Source organism: Dasania sp. GY-MA-18, from assembly GCF_024734385.1.
Taxonomy (GTDB): domain Bacteria; phylum Pseudomonadota; class Gammaproteobacteria; order Pseudomonadales; family Dasaniaceae; genus Dasania; species Dasania phycosphaerae.
Genome location: NZ_JANHAP010000006.1, coordinates 198807 through 212129 on the forward strand (window position 1 = coordinate 198807; position 13323 = coordinate 212129).

Below are 13323 nucleotides of genomic sequence, written 5' to 3' on the forward strand. Positions count from 1 at the left end.
CGCCAAAGCCTGCCCCGCGACTGCAGGGCGAGTCTTCGTTACCCTTAGCAAACGTTGGGCTTCGCTTTTAATGGCGGCTGGCGTTTTATTGATTACTGCTTTTATTCACTGATTAGCTGCGCTATCTTGCAGCCATTGCGTCACCTATTTAAATCCCTGCTGTTGATAGGCTAGCCATCCAATGTTTTTTTCAGAATGCAAAAAGCTGAGCATGGAAGTGTTCCGTGTTTACATCACTCTTATGAAAATCATGATTCCGGTCAGCTTGGTGGTTAAGGCCTTGGCTATGGTGGGGGCTATAGAGTGGTTGGCACTGTTGTTGTCGCCTTTAATGGCGCTGGTGGGTTTGCCTGATGCCATGGGCTTGGTGTGGGCGGCTACCATGAGCACTAATATTTATGCGGGCATGATTGTGTTTTATGAGCTTATGGGTGCGCAGACGCTGAGTGTGGCGCAAATATCTACCCTGGGGGCGATGATGTTGCTGGCCCATAGTTTACCGGTGGAAGTGGCAATAGCTAAAAAGGCGGGTGTTAGGCTTTGGGCCACGCTATTGCTGCGCATAGGTGGTGCTTTATTGCTGGGTATTTTGCTGAATGGTTTTTATCAGCTTAGTGCTTGCTGCCAGCAGCCAGCGGTGATGCTGTGGCAACCCGAGGTGGTAGAGAGTAGTTTATGGTTGTGGCTGCTAGAGCAGTTAAAAACCTATGTTATGATTTTTGCGATTATTGCGTCTTTGATGACGCTGTTAAGAATATTGCGTTGGCTGGGGGTAGAGCGGCTAATGCATTGGCTGATGTCGCCCTTGCTGCGCTTATTAAAAATCAGTAATAGCGCTGCCGACACCACCATAATAGGCATTACCCTGGGGCTGAGTTTTGGTGGGGCCTTATTGATACAGGAAGCGGCCAGTGGTCGGCTTAGCGCAAGGGATATATTTTTAGCCTTTGGTTTTTTGGCTTTATGTCATGGCCTGATTGAAGATACCCTGCTGATTATGTTGCTTGGGGCCGATATCGCTGTAGTGTTGTGGGGGCGATTGTTTTTTTCCTTAGTGATCATGGCTATTCTGGCTCGTTGGGTTTATAGCCACGAGTTGCACAAGGCTAGGCATTGGTTGATGAGTGCTAAGCAGGCATAGCGTTGCTGCAATGTTGTTATGCTTGCCGTTCGCCATCTTAATGGCGTGAAACAAAATAAAGCGAAAGTATTGGTTTATTAATTATGGATATAGAGCTGTTAAAAACGTTTTTAGAAGTTAAAAACACCCGCCACTTTGGTAAGGCTGCTGATAATTTATATATTACCCAGGCGGCGGTCAGCGCCCGTGTTAAGCAGATGGAAGAGTATTTTGGGGTGCAGCTGTTTATCCGTAAACGCAACAACATACAGCTAACCGCCGAGGGTGAGCGCTTGATTACTCATGCGGAGACTATGTTGCTGGCTTGGAGTCGCGCACGGCAAGATGTGGCTTTAAAAGTCGAGCAAAAAGATCAGTTGGGTATAGGTGCTACGGCGGGTTTATGGAATTATGCTTATCAAGATAAGTTGGCAGCTATATATCGAGCCTTCCCCCAGCTATCTTTACGTTCAGAGGTGCATGGTGCCGATGACTTGTTGCGCATGGTGATGGAGCGTGCGCTGGATGTGGCTATTGTGTTTGACGCGCCTAGCGTACCTGAGCTGACGGTAGCTTCGGCGGGTAAGTTGAAGTTGGTATTGGCCACTACTATTCCTGATGTTAATGCAAAGAATGCGTTAAAGGAGAATTATATTTATGTGGATTGGGGTACGGCTTTTAATATGTTTCATGCCAAGCGTTTTAGTGAGGCCGCCCCAGCTATACTCTATACCACTATGGCCTCTATCGCTGAGGCGTTTATGGCTGAGAGTCCGGCTTCGGCTTTTTTACCGCTAACCATGGTCGAGGCAGGTATAGAGAGTGGCGCGGTGCCAGCTATGCGAATGGTTGATGCTGCCCCCAGTTTTGGCCGTGAAGTATGCATTATCTATCGTTCAAATAACGAACGTTTAGATTTGATAGAGCAGCTGCTGCCTATTTTGCAATCCTAGGGGCTTTTGGCGACTGGATTAAAAGGTTTAATAGCCAGAAGCCGCTTCATAAAGGCCTAGGTCATCTCTGAGCTTGCGATCTTCTTGCATGTCTTCAATTCTGCGGCGTCTTGCGGTAAGTAGTCGCATGCGATCGCTATTGTTGAGCGCCTCACAGACGGGTTCTAATTCGCGCAGCTCATGCAGGGCAGGGGCTGTGTCATGGTCGTCCTTGCTATCTATATCGATATAATCACTCATACTCTAAACTCTATCTTTTACGTCCAAGGGCTTGGAATATGGGCTATAGAGCCTACCGAAGTAAAACAAATATTTTTTATTGTCGAAAATAAAAAATATTGAATAAAAACAGGCTATTATTCTAGTCACGGGGGGCACTTAGCCCTAGACTCCGCGAAAATTTAACTTAGCCTCATATAATGGAGAATAATTATGCGTGTAGCGATACTCAGCAGAAACTCAAAGCTTTACTCTACTCGCCGATTAGTTGAGGCGGGCACAGCGCTTGGTCATGAAGTTGATGTGATAGATACCATGCATTGCTATATGGATATCACCAGCAGCAAGCCCAGTGTGCGCTATAAAGGGAAGTCATTGCCTAAATATGATGCAGTGATACCGCGCATAGGTGCTTCGGTGACATTTTACGGTACTGCTGTCGTTAGGCAGTTTGAAATGATGGGCACTTTTTCTATCAATGAGTCGGTTGCTATTAGCCGCTCTAGAGATAAGCTGCGCTCTTTGCAGTTGTTATCTAGAAAGGGGGTAGGCTTGCCGCGTACGGGCTTTGCTCATCATCCTGACAATGTTACCGATTTAATTAAAAATGTTGGTGGTGCGCCGGTGGTGATTAAGCTATTAGAAGGCACCCAAGGCATAGGAGTGGTGTTAGCGGATACCCAAAAGGCTGCGGAAAGCATAGTTGAGGCCTTTATGGGGCTAAAAGCTAACATATTGGTGCAGGAGTATATAAAAGAAGCCGGTGGCGCCGATATACGTTGCTTGGTTATTGGTGAGAAAGTTGTTGCCGCTATGAAACGTCAGGCAGCAGCGGGTGAATTTCGCTCTAATTTGCACCGCGGCGGCTCAGCAGAGTTAGTCAAGCTAACGCCAGAGGAAAGAAAAACAGCAGTGAGTGCTGCCAAAATCATGGGCCTTAATATGTGTGGTGTGGATATATTGCGCTCTAACCACGGCCCTGTGGTTATGGAGGTTAACTCTTCTCCCGGTTTAGAGGGTATAGAGGCGGCCACTAAAAAAGATGTGGCGAAAATGGTATTTGAGTTTATTGCAAAAGATGCAAAGCCTAATAAAACAAAAACTAAAGGCAAGGGCTGATTATAAATCATGGCTAAAGAGTTAATTATTGCTGGGGTAGAAATTAAGCCCGGTGAAGAAAAACGTATAGAGATGCCTTCTGTACATTTGTATACCGATACGCCTATGCCTATACCGGTGTTTGTAAAACGGGGAAAAAAGGATGGCCCTATTTTATTAGTGAGTGCAGCTGTTCACGGTGACGAGCTTAATGGTATAGAAATTATTAGCCGATTGATCAATAGCCCATCGATCAAAAATTTAAAGGGTACTTTAATCGCGGTGCCTATAGTTAATGTCTATGGCGTGTTAAGCCAAAGCCGCTATATGCCTGATAGGCGCGATCTTAATCGTTCCTTTCCAGGCTCGTCTCGAGGGTCATTAGCAGGCCGTATAGCTAAAATATTTCTAAACGAAATTGTGACAAAGTGTGACTACGGTATAGACCTGCATACAGGCGCTATACATCGTAGTAATTTACCGCAAATACGTGCCGATTTGTCTAATGAAACCACTAAGGCTATGGCCTATGCCTTTGGGGTGCCGGTGTTGTTAAATGCCGATATACGCGATGGTTCTTTGCGTGAAAGTGCCGCATCAGCCGGTGTTAATATGTTGTTGTACGAGGCGGGTGAAGCACTGCGTTTTGATGAATTATCTATCCGCGCTGGAGTTAAAGGCATTATTAATGTTATGCGCCATTTGGATATGCTAAGAAAAACGCGCTCCAAAAAACCTTTGGTAGAGCCTTTTGTAGCGCATAACAGTACTTGGGTGAGAGCAACCGATAGCGGCGTGGTTTCGCATAAAAAATCTTTGGGTGACTATGTAGAGGAAAAAGACGAGTTAGCCGTTATTTCTGATCCCTATGGTAAAACGCTAGATGTGGTTAAAAGCCCTGTAGAAGGCATAATTATAGGTAAACAAAATATCCCCTTAGTGCAGGAAGGTGAGGCTATGTATCATATTGCCTTTTTTAAACAGCACGATGGAGTATTGGAAAACTTAGGGATATTGCAAGATAACTTGACAGTGACTATCGATGATAATAATGGGTTTTAATAATGCTAATGAAGTTATTGGTGATTTTGGCGGTTTTAATTGTAGGCTTGCGTATCAATGCTTTAATAGCTACTTGGATAGAGCGCTTAGGTAACGCCAAAGAGGTAGGTACCAGCCGAATTTTTCAATTACAAAAAACTTTTCAGTTTTTTATATTTTGTATAGTTACTGTGGTGGTGGCCGCTACTTTAGGGGTGGGTTATTCAGATGTTGATATTTTTGTGTCATCAGTGTTTGCTGTTATTGGTGTGGCGCTGTTTGCGCAGTGGTCCATTTTAAGTAATTTGACTGCTAGCGTGATTATCTTTTTCTTTTTTCCTTATAAAGTGGGTGATGAAATTATTATATGGGATAAAGATAGAGAAAAATCCGTAGGTGGTGTGTTAAGAGAGATAACTTTGTTTCATTTGATTTTAGAAATGGACGATGGTGATAAGTTGACTATGCCAACGACTATGGTGTTTCAAAATCTGATAGCAATGAAAAAGGACGCCTAAGGTGACAAGTAAAACTAAAAAAATAATGGTGGGCGCTTTGGAGCTGTGCGACTTGCCGGAATTAGAAATAAGCAAAATGAATGTGCGCATAGATACCGGTGCCAAAACCTCTTCTCTGCATGTAGATAATATCAGCGAGTTTGAAAAAAATAATGAAAAATGGGTGAGCTTTGATATACACCCTGATATCCATAATGTTGATCAAATTGTTAGGCGTAACGCCAAAGTTAAAGGCATGCGTATTATTAAAAGCTCTAATGCAAGCAGTGAACACCGCTATGTAGTGGATACACTCTTTCAGTTGGGGGAAGACAAATGGCGCATAGACCTAACCTTAACCGATAGATCCGGTATGAGTTATTTAATGCTGTTAGGCCGCCAGGCGATGGTTGGTCGTATTGTGGTAGATCCCGGCGAGGAGTTTTTGCTGGGTAAATAGCGCCGCTACTTGTGGCCATAAACTGTTGATGGGCTGATATGGATAATAATGTACTTTCTGAGTTAACCCGTATTACGACAGCTGTCTCTTATATAGATTCACCGCAAGAGCAGGTTGAGATGATTGTTAATTCAGTCAGTCAATCTATAGGGGTGGATGTTTGTTCGCTTTATCAAACTGACAGCAATAATAATTTAGTGTTATTGGCCAGTCATGGTTTGGATGCTTCACAGCCTATTACTATTCCACAGGGTAAGGGCCTGGTGGGGCGCGTGGTGGAAAGTAAACATACCCTTAATGTATGTAGCGCTCCAGATCACCCCAGCTACTTTTTTGTGCCTAAAAGTGGCGAAGAAAAATTTCACGGTTTTTGTGCTACCCCTTTAGTCGATCACGGCGTAGTGGTGGGGGTGTTAGTGGTACAAACGGTAGCGCCACAATTATTGGATAAAGCCAGTGAAGCTTTTTTGGAAACTCTGTCATCACACTTAGCCATTATTGTTAGGACTATTCATATCAGCGATGGCCTTGATGATGATAGCCTGGGGATTAGCTGTGTGGCTGGCTCGCCGGGTATAGGCATGGGCTCCGCCATTATTGTTTCTTCACGCTCGGTGGAGGAAGTGAAAACTGCCTATGCGGAAAATCCACAGCAAGAAAAACAGAGCTTAAAGCACTTAGTTGCTACCTTAAATCAACAGATTGACAGTGATAAGGCCACTATCTCACAAAAGAATATGGGAAATATTGATGAAATATTTTTTGCTATGCAAATGTTTCTCAAAGATCCCATGTTTATTAATTTGGTGGAAACCTTTATAGATACTGGCTACAACTTGCCTTCATCGCTGAAAAAAGCAGTAGGGCAATTGATCAGTGTTTTTAATGCTATGGAAGATGTATATCTTAAGGCTAAGGCCGATGATATACGTTATTTGGGCAATCGCCTCTACAATCTATGGCTGGATGAGGGTGGCGTTAAAAATATTGATACCAGTAAGCCATATGTACTGGTAGGTAAGCAGATAGATATTTCTCATATTTCTGAATATTCGGGTGACAACCTAGTAGCTATAGTCACTGGTGAGGGGTCGTTGCTGTCCCATGTGTCAGTTATCGCCAATGCGCTTAGCGTGCCCGCGGTAATGGGTTTGAGTGATAAACGTTTGCCCAGTGCTGGCAATCAATTAATTGTTGACGGTTATGCTGGCCGTTTATTTGTTGATCCTGGCCCCATGATTATATCGGCCTATAACGAGCTGGCTAATAAAGAAAGTTCTAAAAATGCAATTTACGATGAACTGAAAAATCAGCCTGCTACTACCTTGGATGGTGTGGCGGTAAAATTATTTGTCAACACGGGCTTACTGGCAGATTTGTCACCAGGTATCAAACATGGCGCCGATGGGGTGGGTTTGTATAGAACCGAAATTCCTTTTTTGATACGAGATAGCTTTCCTACTGAAGATGAGCAAGTGCAGGTTTATCAAAAAGTCTTAGAGGCCTATCAGGGTAAACCGGTTTATATGCGTACATTGGATGTGGGCGGTGATAAGCAATTACCTTATTTTCCCTTAGGTATAGAGGAAAACCCGGCATTAGGTTGGCGAGGTATACGTTTTTCGCTGGATAATATACAGCTGCTGATTACTCAGTTAAGGGCGATGTTAAGGGCCTCGGTAGGTCATAATGAATTGCATGTATTAATACCTATGGTGTCCTCAACTCAGGAGTTAGATGAGTTTCGCGATTGCCTGAGCAAGGTTATGCAGCAACTGAGTGCTGAGGGCTATGCGGTTGAAATGCCAAAAATTGGCGTGATGATAGAGGTGCCAGCCGCTATCTCACAGCTACCTTTTTGGGAAAATAAAATTGATTTTATTTCTGTGGGTACCAATGACTTAAGTCAGTACCTTTTAGCGCTGGATAGAAATAACTCTAGGGTGGCCAACCGCTTTGATCATGTGCACCCGGCGGTACTGCACGAGCTGTATCGTATTATTAATACCGCAAAATCATATCGCATACCCGTATCTATATGCGGTGAAATGAGCTCTGACCCAGTAGCTGTGCTGTTGTTATTGGGCATGGGGGTGACCAAATTTAGTTTGGGGTCGTCTAAATTACCCAAAATAAAGTATTTGATTAGGCATGTAGTTAAGCAGCAAGCTGAAGCGCTATTACAGAAAGCATTAGAAAAAGATAATGTGATAGAAATACGAAAGCTGGCAAATGACTTTATACAAAAAATTAATTTGGCTGAAACATTATAAATACAGCATTAGCCAGCCTTAGGAGGATCGATGAAAATCACTGATGCTATAGATACCTCACCACTAAAGCTGTTGAGTAATCGCTTAGAAAGCCTCATTGCCGGGCGTTTATGGTTAAAGGTATTAATCGGCCTGGGACTGGGGGTTATTTTTGGGCTTTTACTAGGGCCGGAGCTAGGCCTGTTTGAGCTAAACACAGTTAGATTGATAACGGCATGGCTGGCGTTACCTGGGCAGGTATTTTTAGCGCTAATACAAATGATTGTAGTGCCATTAGTGGTGGCCTCAGTCGTTAAGGGCCTGGCAGCCAATAATGATATAGGCTCATTAAAAAAGATAGGCGCCTTTGCCTTGGTGTTTATTATTTTTACCACTGCTCTGGGGACGCTTACCGGCATAGGTTTGGGGCAGCTGATTAAGCCCGGGCGCTATATAGATAGCACAGCTTTGGAAGTGCAGATGCCCGCTAGCAATGTAGTCAGTGCAGAAAAAGGCTTGCCTGCCGCAGCAGATGTACCAGAAAAATTATTATCAGTTTTCCCTAAAAATCCTATGGCCTCTATGGTTTCTGGTGAGATGTTGCAGGTGATCTTATTTGCAGCAATCTTAGGTGTCGCTTTAATATCTATACCTGCGCAACAGGCTAAGCCGCTGTTTGATTTGCTGGGGGCTTTGCAGGAAGTCAGTATGCGGGTGGTGTCGTGGGCTATGTATATAGCACCATTTGCGGTATTTGGTTTAATTACTCGCTTAGTGGCTAATCTTGGTATTAATGTACTGGCGGGTATGTTGATGTATGTCATTACAGTATTACTAGGTTTATTAGTACTATTGGTTTTTTATCTGCTGGTAGTAAAGCTGGTAGGTAAAATATCGCTGAGTTTTTTTATTAAAGAGCTGAAAGAACTATTGTTATTGGCTTTTTCTACCAGTAGTTCGGCAGCTGTTATGCCCTTAACTTTGCAGCTTACTGAAAATACATTGTCTATAAGGCCGGGTATCGCCCGGTTTTTAGTGCCCTTGGGGGCGACGATTAATATGACAGGCACCGCTTTATACCAAGGTGTGGCCACAGTATTTTTAGCGCAGGTTTTTCAAGTGGAGTTGACCATGGTTAGTTATGCCTTTGTGGTTACCATGGCGGTGGCTGCGTCTATAGGCTCGCCGGCTACTCCCGGTGCAGGTATTGTGATTTTGAGTATGGTGCTAGAAGGGGTAGGTATACCAGCCGCTGGTGTCGCTTTACTGCTGGGTGTTGATAGGGTGCTGGATATGTGCAGAACGGCAATCAATGTATTGGGTGATGTAGTGCTGTGTTGTGTGGCAGAGCAACTGATAGAAAAAGATACTTAATCTAACGTTATGGGTAAATAAGGGTAAGCTATGTTGAAAAATAAAGTCAGAGTTATATTTTCTGTGTTGCTGATGTTTTGGGTAGGCAATATTATGGCTGCTGACGTAATCTCTACAGGCTTACTAACCTTAGAGCCAGGTTTTGTTGGTGAAGAGATGGCGGTAGAGGTTGTTGCTGTAGAGTTTGATAGCGAGCAGGGCTATACCAAAATTACACTGACAATACCCTTATCCGAATATGAGCTAGGTGCTATTCAAGTTAAATCCGCCAAAGATGATATTATCCCTCAGTTATTGCCCTATAAAAAAATAGAGAATAATAGTAATAACGATAAAGTCGGTGTAGTCATCTATGTAGGGAAGTCACTAAAATTGCCTATCCGTTTATACTTTGACACTGCTGGTCAGTAATCGCTGTTAGCTGTAAAGTCTGTAAAATGCTGGATGAATAAATGACCTATACAAAAACAATAATCAATAGCAATTCACTGCGATTGCTAGCTGCTTGCAGCCTGTTATTTAACGCTGCAGTGAGTTTTGCTGCCCACCCATTGATTTCGGATGATACTGGCACCCAAGGTGAGGGCAGGCAACAGCTAGAGCTAAGCTGGGATAGGATCAATGAAGATTCTGAAGGTGTTAACCGGCGCAGCTTAGATATGGTGTGGAGCTTAGGGCTGAGCGATGCCGTCGATGTAAGCATTTTTGTGCCCTATACCCATTTGTCTCATAGGCGGGTGGAGTCTACTAAAGGCATAGGCGATGGCAGTGTTAATATTAAGTGGCGCTTTTTAGGGCGCGACAGTTTTAGCATGGCGGCCACCTATAGCTTGGGTTTGTTAAATGGCGATGAAGACGAAGGTTTGGGCGACGAAGAATTACTCAGCTTTGCCAATTTGGTGGCGCAAAAACAGTGGCAGTCTTGGCAGTGGTTGGTCAATGCCGGTTGGCAGTATCAGCATCAAAGTGATAGTCGTTTTCGCGATCATACTTGGCAGCTCTCCAGCGCTGTGTTGTATCAAAGCAGTGCGCAATGGACCTGGGTGGCTGATATAGGCTACCGGCAAAATCCTATCGCTGCCCGCAGTAATGCCGCGGCGGTTATGGTAGTAGGGGTTATATACCATCTCAGTCCAGAGTTGGATTTAGATGTGGGTTATCACAAGGGGTTAAACAAAGCCGATAAGAGTGAGCGTATAGGCCTGGGGCTGGCAATACGTTGGTGATTAGCTAAGGCCGGTATCAGCATTAGGCTGATACCGGCCTTGTTTTTAGCTCTCTGATTTTATTTGGTTTGATCGCTGCGTATATGTAAATCCCTTTGTGGAAAGGGGATTTCTATTTTGTATTTGCGTAGGTGATCATCTATGGCCCATAAATAATCGGAGGTGAGTGCGGTTGGGCGTTTAACTTGTTCGGCGGTTACCCACACGCCCAGCACAAAGTTAAGGCTGCTATCGCCAAAGCCACTCATCCATACTATAGGTTCTCGGCCCGGGGTTTTAATGGTGTAACTTACGCTGTTAGCGGCCTCTAATACGGCTTTTTTTACCAGTTCTTTGTCGCTACCGTAAGCTACCCCTAAAGGGATGCGAAAACGTCTGACGCTTTCTTCCAGTGTCCAGTTGATCACTTTGCCATTAGTGAGTTCGGCGTTGGGTATGAGTATGTCTACATTATCATTGGTTCTTATTAATGTGGCGCGCATATGTATTTCTATCACTTCGCCGGTTAAGCCCGAGTCTAGTTCAATAAAGTCGCCTACTTTTAGGCTGCGCTCTAATAAAATTGCCAAGCCAGAAACAAAGTTGTTGACTATCCCTTGTAAGCCCAGGCCTATACCCACACCCAAGGCACTGGCCATTAAGGCTAGCTTGCCCATGTCTATACCCAGTACAGATATTGCCAGCACAAAACCGACAACATAAATACTGTATTGGGCAAAGCGCCCGATAATATAAAGGTGCGCCACCGTCATGGAGCTATCTTTATGAGTAAGGCGGTAAAAAATATTACGGATAATTCGGGCAATGATATAGGTGACGAGTAAAACCACGACAAAAGTCAGCACTTGGCTGGTGACTAGGGTGTAGTTACCTACATGTAATACAGGCGTTTGCCATATGTTGTCGTTTTCCATGCTTAATCCTTACTTAGAACCATTTCTTTTTCTTGAAGATAATTGTTAGGGTAATTGCCATAAAAAACATGGTTATCATTAGCGCGGGGTAGGCAAACTTATATTTTAGCTCAGGTATATACTCAAAGTTCATACCATAAATGCCCGCTAAAAATGTCAGTGGCACAAAAATCGCAGTTACCACAGTTAATATACGCATGGTGATATTGAGTTGGTGCGAGGTAATGGAAATATAGCTGTCTATCATGTCTCCACAAATATCGTAGTGCATTTGCGATAAGCTGTGCAAACGTTCTAGCCGCTCGGCGACATCGTTAATTTTATGGGCGTGACTAATGCTATCAATAGGCAATTCTTCGTCGTCGTAAGTTTTTAGCTGGGCAAATATGGCGTTGTGATAATTAAATATACGTTTTAATTTGATCAGTTCAGCTTTATAGCTGGCTAGTTGTAGCAGTGCGCTTTCGCTGGATTCACTGCGTAACTCGTCCTCTATAGCGCTAATCTCGTTTTCAAAGTCCAGTGTTCTCTCGAGATAAATGCCGGCAGACTTATGAATAATATCCAAGGCTATAATAATAGGCGGTGAAAAAGTCGCTTTAGACTTTTCGGCGGCCAGTACGGCATTGATACCTAATGATACTTGCGGGTGTACCGTAATTAGCAGGCGTTCACTAATAAAGAACGCTATCTGTTGATGTACATATTTCAAATTGTTTTCTATGGCGTGTATGCCTTTGTACAGTAAAAAAATATGATCATCGAACAGTTCCACCTTGGGTGGGTGGCGTTTTCTAAAGGTATCGGTAATGGCTAGATGATGGCAATCTAGGCTGGCCAGTAGTTCGCTGTATTGCTCTATATTGTGGTCATCGTATTGGATATCAATCCATATTTTTTTGTGGGCATCTTGCTGCCACATAGCAATTTGTTCTTGGTGACCTGTACTGACTTTGTTGTCGCTATGATATAGATAGGTATTAATCATATAGCCCTCGATATACTTTATTATATGGCTGGCCTTACTGGCCTAGTTATTTTTATCGCTGCTGTTAGTTTTTGTGCCGGCTTGTTGCGGTACCGAGCCTATGCCTTTTAATAGCCGCCCTAGAATATCCGCGCCAGTAATAACTCTACACTGTTCTGCTGTCCAAACAAGAATAATGTCTTTATCCATAACTTCGTCGGAAAGGCTGTCTTTACCTGCCGCTTCTTTTAACAGTTTCATGGCCTCCCCTAAGCTTAGCCGGCTATCTTTTACCACTATAGGGCGATGGCAAAATTGGTAGGGGTCAAAATTGGCGGCAGTGGTGTCGTTAGTGCTTGAGCTTTTATTATCCAGTAGTGCAGAGCGTATAAAGCCGTCAGCATCCAAGGTTAATTGCGGCTGTTGTTTATTGTCAGTGAGCACTACCCATTTATGGCCTGATTTATGTACTTGTTGTATGAAGGTTCGAAATTCATCCGAACCTGGTTCGGGTAGGGTCGGTAAATCAAGGCGGCAAGGGAGTTCGATAATACTGGCGGGGTCTAACACTTCGCCTTCTTGTGATACCTGTATATCTTCTACTGAGAGAAAGTTAATTGCTCCTATACCCTCTACATGTTCTACCTCGGCTTCTTCAGAGTCTATATGGGCTTTGATTATACCTTTTAACTCCTTGTCCCTAAGATAGGTGATGCCTTCTTTGCCTAGCCAGCCATCGAGCATAATCGCAGTGGGCTTGGCGACAGGGTATAGCAGCAGTTGATAGAAATTGATGACCGGCTTTAGCAGTGAGCCTACATTTAGGGCGTTGCGTGAGAAGTAGGCCTGGGGAATGATTTCACCCAAGATAGTAATAGCCACCGATGAAAATAAAAAGGCGTATAAGCCCACTAATACTGAATCAGATAATAGTGTGAGCAATACATTAATAGAAACATTGCCCCACAGTATAGTTGCCAGCAAAAAATTTGAGTCTTCGCGCAGGCTTAACACTTTTAGTGCCGCCTGATTGCTGCGCCCGGCTTCCACCTCTAGCTGCAATCGGCTAAGGCTAAAATAAGCGAGGTTAAGGCCGGAAAATACCGCAGATTGTGAGAGGCAAAATGCAATGCCTAACCAAATAAATATATCGTTGCTCATAATGTGGCCTTATTATTGTTTGGCGAATTTTAATAGCTGGG

At 43.9% G+C, this 13323-nt stretch carries 14 protein-coding genes; 10 read left to right on the forward strand and 4 right to left on the reverse strand.

All coding sequences use genetic code 11. The annotated features are described in order from the left end of the window. Positions 1-181: 181 nt before the first annotated feature. Together NO559_RS09140 and NO559_RS09145 are read left to right on the forward strand one after the other, a co-directional pair. Positions 182-1141 (forward strand): hypothetical protein, encoded by a 960-nt coding sequence (locus tag NO559_RS09140; protein WP_258331512.1) that lies wholly within the window; start codon positions 182-184, stop codon positions 1139-1141. Between the two features lie 83 nt (positions 1142-1224). After that, positions 1225-2073, forward strand: a complete 849-nt coding sequence (locus NO559_RS09145; RefSeq protein ID WP_258331513.1) for a LysR family transcriptional regulator — start codon at positions 1225-1227, stop codon at positions 2071-2073. Positions 2074-2100: 27 nt separating this feature from the next. On the opposite strand, the gene NO559_RS09150 is transcribed toward NO559_RS09145, so the two are convergent. After that, the gene (locus NO559_RS09150) at positions 2101-2313 is read right to left on the reverse strand and encodes a hypothetical protein (protein ID WP_258331514.1); all 213 of its coding nucleotides are present in this window, start codon (positions 2311-2313) and stop codon (positions 2101-2103) included. A 192-nt stretch (positions 2314-2505) separates the two neighbouring features. On the opposite strand from NO559_RS09150, the gene rimK reads away from it, so the two are divergent. Genes rimK through NO559_RS09190 form a run of 8 tightly spaced genes read left to right on the forward strand, consistent with a single transcriptional unit; the run spans position 2506 to position 10240 of the window. Beyond that, complete coding sequence (rimK, locus tag NO559_RS09155; RefSeq protein WP_258331515.1) at positions 2506-3411, forward strand: 30S ribosomal protein S6--L-glutamate ligase; 906 nt, start codon at positions 2506-2508, stop codon at positions 3409-3411. Positions 3412-3420: 9 nt separating this feature from the next. After that, positions 3421-4452 carry a succinylglutamate desuccinylase/aspartoacylase family protein gene (locus NO559_RS09160; protein ID WP_258331516.1) on the forward strand — a complete coding sequence of 344 codons (1032 nt, stop codon included), beginning with the start codon at positions 3421-3423 and terminating at the stop codon, positions 4450-4452. 2 nt (positions 4453-4454) lie between these two features. Next, positions 4455-4949: a mechanosensitive ion channel family protein gene (locus tag NO559_RS09165; RefSeq protein ID WP_258331517.1), complete on the forward strand. Its 495-nt coding sequence runs from the start codon at positions 4455-4457 to the stop codon at positions 4947-4949. A gap of 1 nt (position 4950) precedes the next feature. Further along, positions 4951-5388 (forward strand): RimK/LysX family protein, encoded by a 438-nt coding sequence (locus NO559_RS09170; protein WP_258331518.1) that lies wholly within the window; start codon positions 4951-4953, stop codon positions 5386-5388. A 38-nt stretch (positions 5389-5426) separates the two neighbouring features. Then, positions 5427-7661 (forward strand): phosphoenolpyruvate--protein phosphotransferase, encoded by a 2235-nt coding sequence (ptsP, locus tag NO559_RS09175; RefSeq protein ID WP_258331519.1) that lies wholly within the window; start codon positions 5427-5429, stop codon positions 7659-7661. A 30-nt stretch (positions 7662-7691) separates the two neighbouring features. Beyond that, on the forward strand, positions 7692-9014 hold the full coding sequence (locus tag NO559_RS09180; RefSeq protein WP_258331520.1) for a dicarboxylate/amino acid:cation symporter: 1323 nt from the start codon (positions 7692-7694) through the stop codon (positions 9012-9014). A gap of 30 nt (positions 9015-9044) precedes the next feature. Continuing rightward, positions 9045-9425: a hypothetical protein gene (locus tag NO559_RS09185; RefSeq protein WP_258331521.1), complete on the forward strand. Its 381-nt coding sequence runs from the start codon at positions 9045-9047 to the stop codon at positions 9423-9425. Between the two features lie 41 nt (positions 9426-9466). After that, on the forward strand, positions 9467-10240 hold the full coding sequence (locus tag NO559_RS09190) for an outer membrane protein transport protein (RefSeq protein WP_258331522.1): 774 nt from the start codon (positions 9467-9469) through the stop codon (positions 10238-10240). Positions 10241-10299: 59 nt separating this feature from the next. Here NO559_RS09190 and NO559_RS09195 read toward each other — a convergent pair whose 3' ends face one another. From NO559_RS09195 to NO559_RS09205, 3 genes are read right to left on the reverse strand one after another with little or no spacing between them, the layout of a single operon-like run. Continuing rightward, entirely contained in the window at positions 10300-11154 is an 855-nt protein-coding gene (locus tag NO559_RS09195) for a mechanosensitive ion channel family protein (protein ID WP_258331523.1), read from the reverse strand. Between the two features lie 13 nt (positions 11155-11167). Then, complete coding sequence (locus NO559_RS09200) at positions 11168-12142, reverse strand: magnesium transporter CorA family protein (RefSeq protein ID WP_258331524.1); 975 nt, start codon at positions 12140-12142, stop codon at positions 11168-11170. Positions 12143-12184: 42 nt separating this feature from the next. Then, positions 12185-13282 (reverse strand): DUF21 domain-containing protein, encoded by a 1098-nt coding sequence (locus NO559_RS09205; protein WP_258331525.1) that lies wholly within the window; start codon positions 13280-13282, stop codon positions 12185-12187. Positions 13283-13323: the final 41 nt, after the last annotated feature.

Excerpts from the sequence above, each read along its gene's own strand:
- NO559_RS09140 (WP_258331512.1), top strand. The coding sequence starts at position 182 with ATGTTTTTTTCAGAATGCAAAAAGCTGAGCATGGAAGTGTTCCGTGTT.
- NO559_RS09145 (WP_258331513.1), top strand. The coding sequence starts at position 1,225 with ATGGATATAGAGCTGTTAAAAACGTTTTTAGAAGTTAAAAACACCCGC.
- NO559_RS09150 (WP_258331514.1), bottom strand. The coding sequence starts at position 2,313 with ATGAGTGATTATATCGATATAGATAGCAAGGACGACCATGACACAGCC.
- rimK (WP_258331515.1), top strand. The coding sequence starts at position 2,506 with ATGCGTGTAGCGATACTCAGCAGAAACTCAAAGCTTTACTCTACTCGC.
- NO559_RS09160 (WP_258331516.1), top strand. The coding sequence starts at position 3,421 with ATGGCTAAAGAGTTAATTATTGCTGGGGTAGAAATTAAGCCCGGTGAA.
- NO559_RS09165 (WP_258331517.1), top strand. The coding sequence starts at position 4,455 with ATGCTAATGAAGTTATTGGTGATTTTGGCGGTTTTAATTGTAGGCTTG.
- ptsP (WP_258331519.1), top strand. The coding sequence starts at position 5,427 with ATGGATAATAATGTACTTTCTGAGTTAACCCGTATTACGACAGCTGTC.
- NO559_RS09180 (WP_258331520.1), top strand. The coding sequence starts at position 7,692 with ATGAAAATCACTGATGCTATAGATACCTCACCACTAAAGCTGTTGAGT.
- NO559_RS09185 (WP_258331521.1), top strand. The coding sequence starts at position 9,045 with ATGTTGAAAAATAAAGTCAGAGTTATATTTTCTGTGTTGCTGATGTTT.
- NO559_RS09190 (WP_258331522.1), top strand. The coding sequence starts at position 9,467 with ATGACCTATACAAAAACAATAATCAATAGCAATTCACTGCGATTGCTA.
- NO559_RS09195 (WP_258331523.1), bottom strand. The coding sequence starts at position 11,154 with ATGGAAAACGACAACATATGGCAAACGCCTGTATTACATGTAGGTAAC.
- NO559_RS09200 (WP_258331524.1), bottom strand. The coding sequence starts at position 12,142 with ATGATTAATACCTATCTATATCATAGCGACAACAAAGTCAGTACAGGT.
- NO559_RS09205 (WP_258331525.1), bottom strand. The coding sequence starts at position 13,282 with ATGAGCAACGATATATTTATTTGGTTAGGCATTGCATTTTGCCTCTCA.